Here is a 13,661-nt window from a genome sequence, read left to right on the forward strand (position 1 = left end):
TAATTTTATCATTACTAATAAAGGAGCTTTTATAATGTTTACTAAATTTAGTACTATAAAAATAAAATTATATATGAATATTGACTGTAAAAGAAATATATGATAACATGAGTTAATTGATAATGATTATCAATATATGTAGGAGGATTATATTAAAAATGAAATTAGGTAAGTTAAGTAAAAAATATTAATAACAAGTGTAATACTAAGCAGTATAGCTCTTGTTGGATGTACTACAAATAATAGTACAAATAAAGAAAATAATAGCAGTGATAATCAAATTACTGTACAACATAAATTAGGAACTACAAAATTAAATAGCAAGTCTAAAAAAATAGCAGTACTTGAATTATCATTTTTAGATTCTCTTCATAATTTAGATATAGACCCAGTGGCTATAGCTGATGATGGAGAATCTAACAAAGTAACAGATGTTACAAATGGTGAAAAAATAGATTATGTATCAGTAGGTGATCGTAAAGAACCAAATTTAGAAGAATTAAGTTCAATGGATTTAGATTTAATAATAGCAGATACTAGCAGACATAGTGAAATATATGAAGATTTAAACAAAATAGAACCAACAATAGTATTAGATAGTATTGATTCTTCATATGATGAATACATAGAAAATTTTGAAACTATTGCAGAAATTGTTGGTAAAGAAGATGTAGCAAAAGCTAAAATAGAAGAAGCTGAAAAAGTATTATCAGATGTTAAAGATAAAGCGAAAGATAAAGTATCCGATGAAGAGGTATTAACTGTATCACCAAAGAACGATGAATATACAGCACATACTTCAAGTTCATTTGTAGGACAAGTTTTAGAAAAAGCTGGTTTTAAAAATGCAATTCAAAGTGATGATAGAGAAGCATCTTTATCTTTAGAACAATTAGTTGAAATAAATCCAGACATAATTGTTTATATGAGAGATGATATAGATACAACTATATATACACAGTGGAAAAATACTCAGTTATATAAATCATTAGATGCAGTTAAAAATAACAAAGTATATACAACTGTAGCAAGAGGTCCATGGACTCAATATAGAGGATTTATTTCTGTAAATACATTAACAAAAGAAATGTCAGGCTGGTTATTAAATAACTAGAAAATAAATAGACAACTAGAAGGTTATTCATATGGATAGTGTAAAAAAGAGTAAATTTATAGGATTTGCATTTGCAGGTATATTTGCAGTGGCAATGTTATTATTAATAGATATTTTAATTGGAATGAGCCATATAGGAATAAAAGAAATTATTGATTCTATTATAAATTATAGTGGTAGCAAGCAAGATTTAATAATAAGAACTGTTAGACTACCACGTGTATTACTTTGCATATTAATAGGAGCATCTATGGCTATTTCAGGATTAATTATGCAAAATTTAACTAGAAATCCCCTTGCATCACCGCAAATTTTAGGGATAAATTCAGGAGCAACATTATCGGTAGTTGTAATAATGGTATTTTTCCCTTTATTAGGATATAAGGCTAAAATATTAGGTGCATTTTTAGGGGCTGGAGTTATAGGATTATTTGTTCATGTAATTGGAACCGTTAAGAATTTATCTCCACTAAAAATAACACTAGTGGGGATAAGTATACAACTATTTTTAAGTTCTATAACAAAGTCTATAATGTTATTTAATGAAAGTAAAACATCTGATTTAGTATTTTGGATGATTGGAGGAGTCCATCATGCACAATTCATACATATAATGGCTATATTACCATGGTTTATTTTATCTATAATTTTAACGATATTAATATCTAATTCTATGGATACTTTAAAAATGGGAGATAGTGTAGCTATTAGCTTAGGTGAGAATGTTAAGTTAACAAAGACTGTGGCTACAATAGTGGTAATTTTATTATCAAGTTCATCTGTTGCAATAGCAGGCCCGATATCTTTTATTGGATTGATAACACCTCATATAATTAGTAAACTTGGAGGTCGAAACTTCAGACAAAACTTTATATTATGTGGAATATATGGTGCAAATTTACTTTTACTATCGGATATAATATCTAAGCTTTTAAAATATCCTTATGAGTCACCTGTAGGAACAGTAACATCATTTATAGGAGCAGTATTTTATATATTCCTAGCTAATAAAGAAATGAAAAGAGGTGGAGTAAGTGAAAAATAAAAATACATTGATATTTACAATAAGCATAGTAATGCTATTAGTAATATCTTTCATAAGTTTACTCTTTGGAAGTAAATCTTTAAATATAAGTAATGTATTTGATGCAATTTTTAATTACTCCAGTTCTAGATATTCTTTTATTGTGTTTGAATATAGAATTCCTAGATTGCTAATAGCTATGATAGTGGGAATGAGTTTGGCTATAGCAGGAGCTATTTTTCAAGGTGTTCTTAGAAATCCTCTAGCTTCAACTGATGTTTTAGGAATAGGAAAAGGAGCAGGTTTTTTTGCATGTCTTGTCATAAGTCTTAACTTAAAAAGTAGTATATCTATAGCAGCTATGATTGGCGGACTTATGGTAGGTATTATTATTTATTTACTAACTAAAAAGACTAATTTTAAAAATACAAGTATAGTTATAATGGGTATAGCTATGAGTGCATTATTTGATGCAGGTATTCAATATTTGAATATAAGTAATTCAGCCAATGTGCAAACAATACTTCTTTGGTTAACAGGTAGTGTATGGGGAAGATATTGGGATGAGGTTCAAATATTAATTCCTTATGTAGCAATCTTTGTACCATTAGCTATAATTTTAGCTAATAAAATAGATATTTTATCTTTAGGTGATAAAGTAGCCATAAACTTAGGAGAAAATATACTTTTATTAAGAGTTGGACTTTTATTAATAGGAATAATACTTACAGCTAGCAGCGTAAGTGTAAGTGGAACTATAGGTTTTGTGGGACTTATAGCGCCACATATAGCAAAAACTTTAGTAGGATATAAACACAGGTTAGTTATTCCACTAAGTGGACTTATAGGTGCAAATCTTTTAGTAATTTCAGATATTATAGGTAGAACTATAATATCTCCAATGGAAATACCAGTAGGAATAGTAACAGCTATTATAGGAGCACCATATTTCTTATATTTATTATTAAGAAAAAAAGCTAATTAGAAAGGTAGTGATAATAATGAGTTTAGATATAAAAGATTTAGTTTTAGGATATGAAGACAAAAAAATAGTTAACAATATAAATTTATCTATACCAAAAGGTAAAATTACTATCTTAATTGGTGCAAATGGTTGCGGTAAGTCAACGTTACTTAGTGGTATGAGTAGATTATTAACACCTAAAGAAGGAAGTGTATTATTAGATAATGTATCTATACATGAGTATAAACCAAAGGAATTAGCTAAAAGGCTGGCTATATTGCCACAAGGCCCAATAGCACCAGAAGGGATAACAGTAAAAGAACTTTGCTATTTTGGTAGAAATCCATATAAAAGCATATTTGGCACAAGGTCTCAAAAAGATGAAGAAATGGTTAATTGGGCAATTAGAGCAACTGGTCTTGAAGATTTTGAAAATAGACAGTTAGATTCTTTATCAGGGGGACAAAGGCAACGTGCGTGGATTGCCATGGCTTTAACTCAAGATACAGATGTTCTTTTGCTTGATGAGCCTACAACATATTTGGATTTGGCTCATCAAATAGAGATTTTAGAATTATTAAAGGATTTAAATAATAAAACTAAGAAAACAATAGTTATAGTTATACATGAGTTAAATCATGCGGCTAGATATGCTCATAATCTTGTTTGTATGAAACAAGGAAATATATATTCTCAAGGAGAAGTAGAGGATGTATTTAATGAAGACATGTTAAGAGATGTTTTTGGAGTAGATAGTATAGTAATTTCTGATCCAATTACGCAAAGACCTATGTGTATACCCAAATAATAAGAAACTACTAAGTTTGAATAAAGTGGCCCCCTTGTCAAGGACAAAAGAAAAAACACATGGCTAAGACGCCATCAAAAGCTGATTTCTAAATTGAATAGGAGTCAGCTTTTTTAAATTCCATTGTTATCTGAAATTATTATAATAATCTATATAGTCATCTACTAAAATCTGCAACTCTTCAAATGTATTACAATTTTTACAATCAATCTCATATTTCATATGATTATAGATAATTCCTTAATTTCTTTACTTGAAGATATTTTTTACTTATAAAAAATCAACTCCTTTATAAATATTTTATATAAAAATAAATCTTATACAAGTAGACACGTTTTTTTATCGTGTCCACTGTATAGGATCCACTTTAGAAACTTAGTAATTTTTATTTTAAAGTTTCATAAATATTTCACATAAGCAAATTATAATATTTTTAGAAAATCAAACAGAGGAGGAAAACAATGAATGCATTTAAAAGATCAATTTTATATATAACAAGAAAGAAAAAGAAAAGTCTTATAATGTTATTTATATTATTTGGTATAGCAACAGCTGTTTTAAGTGGAATTTCTATCAAAAAAGCAGCAACAGTAGCAAGACAAGATTCAAATAAAGGTATTTCAAACATATTTGAACTTCAAACAAATCTCGCTACAAACTTTGATGGACTAATTCCAGAAAGCTTAGTTAATAAAATATCTAAAGTGGATGGAATAAAAAATTATGATGGTATAATTGGCGGTTCAGGAATGGACTTTAAGAACATAAGCAGTGTTGACCCTGCAAATAATATGATTCAATACAATGAAGAAGAATACAAACATCTTTTTTCAGTAGAAGGACATACATCAACACAATACGATACTAAATTTACAAGCAAATCACTAAGACTAGTAGAAGGAAGACACCTTGTAGCAACAGATAAAAATAAAGTATTGATACACAAGGCTTTAGCTGAAAAAAATAAATTAAAAGTTGGAGATAAAATAAAAGGAACAAAAAATACTGTAGATTACAGAGCAACTAGTGATTCACCAAATGAATATGACCTTGAAATTGTAGGTATCTTTGAAAGTGAAAACACAAAAAGAGAAGGAAGTCAGTTAGAAATTCCAGAAAATCTTATAATATCAGATATAAACACTTTAAAAACTTTATATGGATATTCAGATGGTCAAATTCAATATACAAGCGCTGTATATAACACTAGCAAAAATGTAGATGACGTAATTTCAAGTCTTAATAAAATTTCAGAAGACTGGAGTTTATATACAATATTAAAAAGTGAAGATACTTTTTTAGCATTATCAAAATCATTTGATGCTATGGAAAAAATTATAAATATAATTTTAATAGGAGCGATTGTAGTTGGTATAATAATACTTTCACTAGTTTTAGCATTTTGGATTCAAGGAAGAGTGCATGAAACAGGAATATTACTTTCTGTAGGAGTTCCAAAGTTCAAAATTATTTCACAATATATCATAGAATTACTGCTTATAGCTACTATAGCTTTTGGAGCTTCTTTCTTCTCAAGCAAAGCAATCTCACAAAGTATGGGCAATGCAATAGTTAGCCAAGCCAGCAAACAAGCTATACAAGAAGTTCAACAAGGATTTGGGGGATTCTCTTTAGGAGCTGATGCAAATAGTTCTTTAGCAACTCAAACTGCAGATGAAATTGATGTAGATGTAGAATTGAAAGAAGTTGCATATGTTTATTTAATAGGAACAGCTATAATTATAACTTCAGTAATGATATCTTCAAGATCGATAATTAAATTAAAACCAAAAGAAATATTGTCAAAAATGAGCTAGGAGGAAGACAAATGTCAATTTTAGCATTAAATAAGGTTAACTATTCATATAAAAATGGAAAAAAAGTTTTAAATGATGTAAGTATAGAATTTGAAAAAGGAAAGTTTTACACTATTTTAGGAGTTTCAGGCTCAGGAAAAACAACCCTACTATCTTTATTAGCAGGTCTAGATGAACCTAGTAGCGGACAAATATTATATAATAATGAAGATATAAAAGCAAAGGGATATGAAAATCATAGAAAAAATAATATTTCATTGATTTTCCAAAACTATAATTTAATTGATTATATGACACCTTTAGAAAATATAAGAATCGTTAATTCAAAGGCTGATAAAAGAATATTGAATGACTTGGGATTAAAGGATGATGAAATTAATAGAAATGTATTAAAATTATCAGGTGGACAACAACAAAGAGTTGCAATTGCAAGGACTCTTGCAGCAAATTCACCAGTAATACTAGCAGATGAGCCAACGGGAAATTTAGATAGCGATACAGAAGATGAGATTATAGAAATATTAAAAAAGAATGCTCATCAACAGGGAAAATGTGTAATTGTTGTCACTCATAGCAAGGAATTAGCAAAAAAATCAGATGTCATACTTGAATTAAAAGATAAGAAATTGACATACTAAAAAAAGAGATTAGGTTTTGCCTAATCTCTTTTTTTAGATTTTAAAATACATTCTTAATATTCCTAATATAAGAAGGTGAACAGGATAAAACCAATAATTTATAATTTTATTTTGATTACCACGTTTTCCGTTATATGTAAGAACAAGACCAAACCCTAGTATAGACCAAAGTGTTTTAATTAAAGTAAGGTATCCAAGAGCACAACCTATAACAAGATTATTATAGAAAATATAAAATAAGTAGACGATTATTATTGAGTAATGCTCGTAGTCTAATCCAAATTGCATAGATATAAATGATGAAATAAGAATTAATACTACTGATGAGAAATACCATAAAATACTAGGTTTATTTTTTAATTTACTTTTTAGTATGTCTATAATCCATATTGTTATAAGAGATAATGCTAAAGTAAATAAAACATTGTTTGCTCTTGTATTAAAAAATGTGCGGGAGAAAAACATATCAAATGGTATTTCTGATATAACTGCAAATATTAATAAGTTTGCAAGATATTTTTTTCGACTTTTTGTTTTGAAAAATCCTTCAACAATGAAAAATGCGAATAAAGGAAATGCAATTCTTCCAATAACATCAAAAAAATCACTTATTTCTAAAAGTAATCCTCCATCTAAAATAGGATATATTAAAGCTTTGTTTACATGGTCAATTAACATAGATAAGAAGGCGATATATTTTAATTGTGCACCAGATAGCAATTTTATATTATCTAGTCCCTTCTTTTCAAGTTTTATTGTTTTTATCATAAATTTAATCCTTTCTAAATCTTTTGTTTTTTACAGTATAATATACACAAATACTCATATCAATAATTTTTTATTAGGAAAAAAATGGTTAAAAATATTGTGTTTAATTATAGCTAATATCTACTAAATTTATGGTGAAATTTAGAATATAAAGAATACGTTATAGATTAAAAAATAAATTTATCAAAAAATGTATAATTTAATTGCTAAAAAATGATATAAATGGTAGAATAATGTATAAATTAAATAGGTAAACCTAGGGAAATCTAGGGACACAAAGCTATAGGGACTAAGGTTATTAACTATGTCAGCCAGTTGCCAAAGGGTACATTACAATACTTTTTGTTTTAAACTTAGTATTAATGTCAAGTGTATACTTTTACACGAAACATTAAATTATTAGGCTAGATTTAAGTTACTCTTTTTGAGTAACTTTTTTTATTAATGTACTTCTGAGGAGATTATAAATCATTCGGGAGGAGAAAAATGCATAAAAAAAGAATAGCAGCCTTAACATTGGCAGCAATAATTTTTAACTTTTCATCAAACACTGTAGGAGTTTTGGCTCATGAAGTAGAACAAATTAAGCCGAAACAAGGTATATCAAGTAAAAAGGATGTACAATCAAATCAAGCTAAAGTTAGTAAATTTGATTTACTTAACAACAAAAATTTAGAAAAATACAATAAAGTTTTTAAATTAGACAAATCTAAAATAATCGCAATAAACAACAATGGTGGTAATTATCCAGCATCAGAGCTATATAAAGCTATTGATAATAATTTTAGCACTCATTGGGAAACAGGAAGATACAATAGAGAAGACTTTGAAAATGAAGTGACACTTACATTAGATGAGGTTACAAGTTTAGATAGAATAGTATATGGAGCAAGACAAGATGGAGCAAAAGGTAAAGGTTTTGCTGAGAAATTTGAAATATATGCTTCACTAACAGATGACCAAGATGACTTTACTTTAGTAAGCCAAGGTGGATACTCAGGTTCTACTGGAGATATCGTAGAAATAAAATTTGAAGAAACTAAATTTAAAAGAATAAAATTTAAATTTAAAAAAGCTAATCAAAATTGGGCATCAGCTTCAGAATTTATGCTTTATAAAAAAGATACACTATCTGAAACTATAAATGATTTATTTACAGATGGTACTATGACTAAATTAAAAGATAAATACAACAGTATAGATGTAATAGATAAATTGGAAGATGAAGTAAATAAACATCCACTAAAAGATGATTTAGAATATGCAATAAATCTAGCAAAAGAGATATTACAAGGAGACAAAGATTATTCAGATAGAACTTTTACGTTGACACAATATGGAGATACTCATGCAAAAGCAAGAAATACATTAGGAATGTCTAGATTTGGAACAGATTTACAATCTACTGGTATAGTAGCGAAACCAGGAGAAGTATTCAAAATTTATGTTGAGGCTCAAGAAGGTGCACCCCTTCCTAAAATAGCATTTACCCAACAAGAAGGACATTATAATAATTGGAAAAGAGAGTATCAATTAAAAAGAGGGCTTAATGTTATAACAGTTCCTGAAATTTATAATAATTCATGGACAAACAAACCTGTAAAAGGTGGTGCTGTTTATTTAATAAATAAATACACATCAAGTGAGCAAGGAAAAGCTCCAATAGTTCGTATTGAAGGTGGAGAAGAATTTCCTTTATTTAATGTAGGAGATGATAAAGAAGCTTTTTTAGAAAAACTAAAAGCTTATAAAGTAAAATTAGAAAAAGACCCTGAAAATACAGTTGATATATATGAATTTAATACAAAAAGATTTATGTATACAGGAACAACAAAAGCTGCATATCAAGTATATGTAAATGAAGGTGTTGATGTTGATGAAAGTGTTGATGTTTGGAATAAACAAATACAAGATGCTTTTGATTTTGCTGGATTAAAAGATGATAAAAGTGATCCGACAAATGATTCTACAAATGTTAGAACAACAGTAAGATTAATGCAACCATATGGAGCTGCATATGCTGCGGGAGACCATGTTGGTATTCAAAGACATATCCAGGAAATAGCATTAAGAACAGACCAAGATAGTATTAATAGTATACTTTGGGGGATGATTCACGAAGTTGGTCACCAAATGGATATATCATCTAGAGAACTTGGTGAAATAACAAATAACATGTTTTCAAATAATGCATATATGAAAAATAATGCAGGTGATAGAGTTCCATATAATGAGTTATACAATTTATTAGCTCCAGATGATTCATCACAAAATTTTGATGATATTAGTTATAGCCAAAGATTAGGGATGTTTTGGCAACTACAATTAAAGAAAGATACATATTGGCCAGAACTAGAATCGCTTTATAGAAAAAGAAAGCCAAGTGTTAGAAATGAGCAGGAAAAAAGAGATACAATAGCATTGTATTCATCAGAAATTTTAAATATGGATTTAACTAAATATTTTGAAAAATACGGATTTAAAATATCTGATAGTTGCAAAGAAAAATTAAAACAATTCTCTAATGATTGTGAAAAAATCTGGTACTTAAATGGAAATGCATTAAGTTATAAAGGGAATGGATTTGAAAATAAAAATACAGGTTTAGATGTTTCTTTATCAAAAACTGATGCAGGTATAAGGCTTAATATGGATATAAACCAAGATATGAAAAATGACTTACTTGGATTTGAAATTATCAAAAATGGAAAAGTAATTGCATTTACTACATCAGGTACTTATACAGATACTAAAGCTAAAGACACAAATGAAAACATCGAATATGAAGTTGTTCCATATGCATTAAACTTATCAACGGGAGATAAAGTTCAGCTAAACTCATTAAAACCAAGTATAAGTGTTCAACAAAAGAAATTGACATTGAAATTAAATGAAAAATTTGATGCTAAAAGTTATGCAAAAGCATTTACAAATGAAGGCGAAGATATAACAGAGTCATTAAAAGTTGAGAGCAATGTTGATACTACGAGAGGTGGAAATTACGAAGTAAAATATATAATAACTGAAAACAATACAAATATAGAAAAAATAATGAAAGTTGAAGTGGTAAGTGATTACGATTATTTATCAGATTTTGAATGGAAATCAGCTACAACTTCATGGGGAACACCAAGAAGAAATTCTAATATACAAGGTAGAATAAATTCAACAACTAAAAAATTTGAAAAAGGTTTTGGAATTCATGCAAATGGAAAAATAACTTATGATTTATCTGATAAAGAATATGATAAATTTGAGGCGTTAGTAGGTATTGATTCTTCAGCTATACAACCAAATAATAATTCAAGTGTAACATTTAAGATAATAGCAGATGGAAAAACATTAGCAACTACAAATGTTATAGGATATTATGATAATTTAGCTTATATAAGTGTACCAATATCGGGTGTTAAAGAATTAATAATAGAAGCAAATGATGGTGGAAATGGAAATACAGCAGACCACTGTATAATAGTTAATCCTAAATTAACTACAAACAATGGTAAACCAAAGATAACTGCAAATGAAAAGTTCTTAAAACTTGGTGACACATTAGATGAGATGAAAGATATTAAAGCATATGACCAAGAAGATGGAGATTTAACAAAAAATATTACAATTGAATCAAACAACTTTGTTCCAAATAAAATTGGTAGATATGAAATTGTATACAAAGTAAAAGATTCAAATGATAATGTTGAAATACAAAAAGGATATGTAACAGTATCGGAAGATTATGTAGTTAAAAAATCTAAATTTGGTAAATTTAATAATTTATCATCGTATAATGATGAATTTAAATTACCTATAGCATCTGTAACAAATAACGCAGGTCATTATGGAAATAGTAAAATAACTAATGCAATAGATGGAAATATAAATACTCATTGGGAAACTGGTAATCAAAATAGCGACACATTTAAAAATGAAGTTATATTTGACTTGGGAGAAGTTCAAGAAATAAGTAAAATGGCATATGGTGCAAGAAGAGATGCGTATAATAAAGGTTTTGCAACAAAATTTGAAATATATGTATCTGAAAATGAATCAGGGGATGATTTTTATTTAGCAGGAAGTGGATCATATTCTGGATCACCTAATGACATTGTACAGTTCGACATGAGCAAAGTAAGTGCAAGAAGAGTAAAACTTAAATTTGTAGAAGCTCGTGAAAATTGGGCAAGTTTAAGTGAAGTATCATTCTATAAAGAAGATAAACTAGCTGATAAAATGTCAACTTTATTCAAAGATGAAAATAAAACAGATGTATCAGAAAATTACAATACTTTAGAAAAGGTAGAAGAATTAAGAAAAGAAGTTGAAAATCATCCAGCATATGAATTATTTAAAGTTGAATTAGATAATGCTGAAAAGATAATAAAAGCAAAATACCCAACTATAAAAGTTGAAGATGTAACATATGTTAAGAGAAAAAGTGATTTTAACTTAAAAGATGGCGTTACAGCTAATGACCAAGAAGATGGTAATATAACATCAAAAGTTACTATATTAGATGATGGTGGTTTCTCTTCAGATAAAGTAGGTGAATACACTGTAGTATATAAAGTAATTGATAAAGATTTAAATTCAGTTACAAAAGAAAGAAAAATAATAGTTTATGGAAAAAGTGAATATTTATCAGATATGAACTGGATATCAGCACAATCAGGATGGAGAAGTGTTATAAAAGATAAAGCAGTTGGTACAAATGATAAGATAAAACTTAATATTGATGGAAGTGTTAAAACTTTTGATAAAGGTTTTGGTGCAGCAACAAATGCAGAAATAGTATATGACTTAGAAGGTCAATATGATTATTTCACTACATATGTGGGAACTGATAAAAACTTTGATATGGATAGCACAACTATAAAATTTAGAATTCTTGCTGATGGAAAAGAAGTATATAAATCAGATGTGATTAGAAAAGATACACCAGCAGAATTTGTTAGTTTAGATATTAAGGGAGTTAAAAGACTTGTCTTAATAGCAGATGATGTGGATGGAAATTTAGTAGGTGATTTTGCATCTTGGGCTGATACTAAATTATATCAAAATTATTCAAAACCTGTAATAAAGGGTGATGATGTAATAGTATTTAATACAAAAGAAAAAGTTGACTTACTTCAAGGTATAGTTGCAACAGATTATGAAGATGGAGATATAACTTCAAAAGTTAAAGTAAATACGGATTATAGTTATGGCAAATTTGGTGTATTTGATGTTGTATATTCTGTAACAGATAGTGATAATTTAACAACTAAGTTCACTAGAAAAGTAGCAATTACAGAAGAAGAAACTTATATATCTGACTTAAAGTGGAAATCTGCAACTATAGGTTCGGGAGCCATAGGTATAGATAAATCAGTAAGACAACAAGCAATAAAGATTTTAAATGAAGATGGTTATTATGAAACTTTCACAAAAGGTATAGGAACTCATGCTTATTCAGAAATAGTTTATAATTCAAGTGGATATGATATATTTGATACTTGGGTTGGTATGGACCAATATGTATCAGAAAGAGATGATGCAAGTGTTCAATTTAAAATATTTGTTGATGGAAAATTAAAAGCTCAAACAGGTGTTATGAAAGCTAATACACCAAAAGAACGTTTAGTAGTAGATGTTAGAAATTCTAGTGAAATAAAATTAGTAGTAGATGTGGCAACTAACGGAAATAATTGGGACCATGCCAATTGGGCAGATGCAAGATTTAGAAATGTGCCACAATTTAGTACAGTTCAATTGGAAAAAGCTCTAAAAGAAGCAAAAAAATTAGATTTAAATAATTACACTGAACAATCTATAGAAGTTTTAGAAAATGCCATAAAATTTGGTGAAGATGCTTTAAATTCAACTAATCAAGAAGTAATAGATAGTGCAGTTGAAAGTTTAAACTCTGCTATAGATTCACTAGTAGAATTAAACTTAAATAAAGTAGTAAATATAAAAGATGAATATTTAAAACAAAGTATACAAAAAGAGCTTAATACATCAGGTGAAATAACAATTGGTCAAATGAGACAACTTGTTTCACTAAAAGTATCAAATGCTGAAAGTTTAGAAGGATTACAATATGCTATAAACTTAGAATCTTTAGATATATCATATAATGAAATAAGGGATTTATCACCACTAAAAAATCTTAAAAAATTAACTGATTTAAAGGCAAATCCTCTAGGAGGCTTAATTTCTGGGCGTGTTTATGCTGAAGATAATAAAGCAAAAGTAAGTTTAGATGTTATAAATAGAAATGGTGAAAAATTACTGCCAACATCTGTAGTAGTAAAACATAATAAAACCCATGAATACACTACTTTAGATATAAATGATTGTATGGACAAAAATGGAGTAGTAACAATAGATACAACAGGTTTTGATTCATATATATATACAATTTATTTAGTATATGAAGATAAGGTTGACAACTATACGTCACAATTTATGTTTATGCTTGATAATATATAATATTTATATAAAAGGGCTATCGCAATTGGTGATTAGCCCTTTTGATTAAAACTAATT

The 13,661-nt window shown here is 28.0% G+C and carries 8 protein-coding genes, 1 pseudogene and 1 riboswitch; of the genes and pseudogenes, 7 read left to right on the forward strand and 2 right to left on the reverse strand.

The features are described 5' to 3' along the window. The first annotated feature begins 334 nt into the window (after positions 1 to 334). Genes QX51_RS07455 through QX51_RS07470 form a run of 4 tightly spaced genes read left to right on the forward strand, consistent with a single transcriptional unit; the run spans position 335 to position 3,910 of the window. A complete protein-coding gene (locus tag QX51_RS07455; protein WP_278246217.1) occupies positions 335 to 1,114 on the forward strand; it encodes an ABC transporter substrate-binding protein in 780 nt (259 codons plus the stop codon). A gap of 31 nt (positions 1,115 to 1,145) precedes the next feature. Next, complete coding sequence (locus QX51_RS07460; RefSeq protein WP_039679271.1) at positions 1,146 to 2,159, forward strand: FecCD family ABC transporter permease; 1,014 nt, start codon at positions 1,146 to 1,148, stop codon at positions 2,157 to 2,159. Further along, positions 2,149 to 3,123, forward strand: coding sequence for a FecCD family ABC transporter permease (locus QX51_RS07465; RefSeq protein WP_082007810.1), 975 nt, complete (start codon positions 2,149 to 2,151; stop codon positions 3,121 to 3,123). The genes QX51_RS07460 and QX51_RS07465 overlap by 11 nt, the downstream gene beginning before the upstream one ends. 16 nt (positions 3,124 to 3,139) lie before the next feature. Next, on the forward strand, positions 3,140 to 3,910 hold the full coding sequence (locus QX51_RS07470) for an ABC transporter ATP-binding protein (RefSeq protein WP_039679272.1): 771 nt from the start codon (positions 3,140 to 3,142) through the stop codon (positions 3,908 to 3,910). A gap of 126 nt (positions 3,911 to 4,036) precedes the next feature. Here QX51_RS07470 and QX51_RS19930 read toward each other — a convergent pair. Then, positions 4,037 to 4,141 (reverse strand): annotated as a pseudogene (locus QX51_RS19930) (IS3 family transposase); the annotation flags it as partial. A gap of 230 nt (positions 4,142 to 4,371) precedes the next feature. Here QX51_RS19930 and QX51_RS07475 point away from each other — a divergent pair. Then, positions 4,372 to 5,727 (forward strand): ABC transporter permease, encoded by a 1,356-nt coding sequence (locus QX51_RS07475; RefSeq protein WP_039679273.1) that lies wholly within the window; start codon positions 4,372 to 4,374, stop codon positions 5,725 to 5,727. Positions 5,728 to 5,738: 11 nt separating this feature from the next. Further along, a complete protein-coding gene (locus tag QX51_RS07480) occupies positions 5,739 to 6,365 on the forward strand; it encodes an ABC transporter ATP-binding protein (RefSeq protein WP_039679274.1) in 627 nt (208 codons plus the stop codon). Between the two features lie 33 nt (positions 6,366 to 6,398). Here the strand turns inward: QX51_RS07480 and QX51_RS07485 are convergent, their stop codons facing one another. Then, positions 6,399 to 7,133 (reverse strand): TraX family protein, encoded by a 735-nt coding sequence (locus QX51_RS07485; RefSeq protein WP_039679275.1) that lies wholly within the window; start codon positions 7,131 to 7,133, stop codon positions 6,399 to 6,401. 239 nt (positions 7,134 to 7,372) lie between these two features. After that, a riboswitch (cyclic di-GMP riboswitch) is annotated at positions 7,373 to 7,456 on the forward strand. A 163-nt stretch (positions 7,457 to 7,619) separates the two neighbouring features. Here QX51_RS07485 and QX51_RS07490 point away from each other — a divergent pair. Beyond that, entirely contained in the window at positions 7,620 to 13,604 is a 5,985-nt protein-coding gene (locus QX51_RS07490) for an NPCBM/NEW2 domain-containing protein (RefSeq protein WP_039679276.1), read from the forward strand. Positions 13,605 to 13,661: the final 57 nt, after the last annotated feature.

This window comes from Terrisporobacter othiniensis, from assembly GCF_000808015.1.
Taxonomy (GTDB): domain Bacteria; phylum Bacillota; class Clostridia; order Peptostreptococcales; family Peptostreptococcaceae; genus Terrisporobacter; species Terrisporobacter muris.